Raw genomic sequence first — 2,174 nt, 5'->3', positions numbered from 1 at the left:
GGGAGACGCCGCCGCCGGTACAGGATTCCGCGGTGGCCAGCAGCAGGCCCTTGGCTTCGAGAGCCCGGCCCACACGGGTGGCCAGGTCGATGATGTCGTTCGTCACGTGTCGCTCCTTGTTGTGATGGCGGCCGGTCGGGTCGCCAGGGTCTCCAGGATCATCGTGGGCGCGCCGCCGTGTGTCGGGCGCGGATCGCCGGTCGGGCCGGTCCGCTGCGCGCTCGGGTCCATTCTAGCGCGCCTGACCGGCGTGCGGCAGCGGAATCTTAACGGAAAGCCATGCTCGAGGTGGTGCGTCCAGCATTTGCACAAAACCAGTGTGTTTGCCAGTGGTAATAGTTTTTGTCGTTCTGTGCGACATCAATTCCGGTCGTGCTGCTATCCTCCCCGTCTTCCCGCATTGTTGTTCATAGACCGAACCAGGACCTCGCATGCCGCCCGACCGTTTCGCGCATGACCATCCGGGGCCGGCATTCCCGTGATGGCGTTGTCGTTCGCAGCCGCACGTCCGGCCCGTCCTTACCGTCTCGCCACGTGGTGACGACCATGCTGCGCCGCCGCTCGATCCGCGAAAAACTGGTCATGATCGTGATGTCCACGACGCTCGCGGCGCTGGCCGTCTCGATGGGCTCCGTCGTCGCCTACGACCTGCGCAGCTACCGGCACGCGCTGCTGACCGACCTGGCGACGCAGGCGGAACTGGTGGGCCATATGACGTCGGCCGCGCTGGCCTTCGACGACGCGCGCCTGGCACGCGAAAACCTGGCCATGCTGCGCAGCCGGCCCACGGTGCGCGCCGCCGCCATCTACGACGAACACGGCGCCCTGTTCGCGACCTACCTGGCGCCTGGCGAAACCAATACGTTCCCGGTGCGTCCGGCCAAAGGCGGCAAGCTGGTCCAGCGGGGCGGCAAGGAAACGTATGCCAGGGATGGCGACGAACTGGTGCTGTACAAGCCGATCAGCGAGAACGGCGACCTGCTCGGCACCGTCTACCTGCGCTCGCAGAACCAGCTGGTGGTGCGCATGCGCGACTACCTCGTCATCTGTGCCTGCGTCACGGTGCTGGCGCTGTTCACCGCRTGGCTGCTCGTGCGCCGCCTGGGCCACACGATCACGACGCCCATCGACGCCATCACGAACATCGCGCGCGAGGTCGTGGCGCGGCGCGACTATTCGCGCCGCGCGCCGCGCATCAGCGAGGACGAGGCGGCGGAACTCGTCGATTCCTTCAACGCCATGCTGAGCGAGATCGAGCAGAGGACGCGCGCGCTGGAAGACTCGAACCGCGCGATCGCGCGCGAGGCCCAGGAGCGGGCGCGCGCGCAGCAGGAAGTGATGCGCCTGAACGAGCGGCTCGAGGCGCGCGTGCAGGAGCGCACGGCCCAGCTGGAACTGGCGAATTCCGAGCTGGAGCTGGCGATCGGGGAAGCGCGCAACGCCAACCAGGCCAAGTCGGCGTTCCTGTCGTCGATGAGCCACGAGCTGCGCACGCCGCTCAATGCCATCCTCGGGTTCGCCCAGATCCTCGCATCGAAGGACATGCCGACGACGCCGGAGCAGAAGCTGGAATTCTCCGGCCACATCCTGAAGTCGGGCCGGCACCTGCTCACCCTGATCAACGAAATCCTCGACCTGGCCAAGGTCGAGTCGGGCGCCCTGAGTGTGTCGATGGAACCGGTGCCGCTCTCCGACGTGCTGGCCGAATGCCAGGGGATGATCGCGCCGCTGGCGGCCGCGCGCGGCGTGCGCGTGCTGTTCCCGGAAGCGCCGGCGGCGCGCGTGCAGGCCGACCGCACGCGCCTGAAGCAGGTGCTGCTGAATCTGCTGTCGAACGCCGTCAAGTACAACCGCGAAGGCGGCGCCGTCGTCGTCGACTGCGCGCGCCCGGCGCCGCAGCGCCTGCGCCTGTCCGTGCAGGACACCGGCATGGGGCTGTCGCCGGAACAGGTGGCGGGCCTGTTCCAGCCATTCAACCGCCTCGGCCAGGAAGGCGGTACGCAGGAAGGGACCGGGATCGGCCTCGTGGTGACGCGCCGTCTCGTGGAGCTGATGGGCGGCGAGATCGGCGTCACCAGCAGCCCGGGCGTGGGCAGCGTGTTCTGGATCGAGYTGGCCGTCGCCAGCGCGGACGGGGCCGTGCCCGCCGCCACGCCGGCCGCGCGACCCGGCGC

2 protein-coding genes are annotated in these 2,174 nt (G+C 68.6%); one reads left to right on the top strand and one right to left on the bottom strand.

Annotated features, from left to right (window positions below; all coding sequences use genetic code 11):
- On the bottom strand, positions 1 to 106 hold a 106-nt coding region (locus AC1DYX_RS30560; RefSeq protein ID WP_477265893.1), incomplete at its 3' end, for a CinA family protein.
- A gap of 440 nt (positions 107 to 546) precedes the next feature.
- Between AC1DYX_RS30560 and AC1DYX_RS30555 the strand changes: the two genes are divergently transcribed.
- The coding region (locus AC1DYX_RS30555) for a sensor histidine kinase, YfiR-like protein-associated (protein ID WP_477265891.1) at positions 547 to 2,174 on the top strand (1,628 nt) is incomplete at its 3' end.

This window comes from Massilia sp. P2_C2, assembly GCF_056404615.1.
The sequence above is the reverse complement of the archived record's forward strand: the minus strand, read 5'-3'. Positions and strand labels throughout refer to the sequence as shown.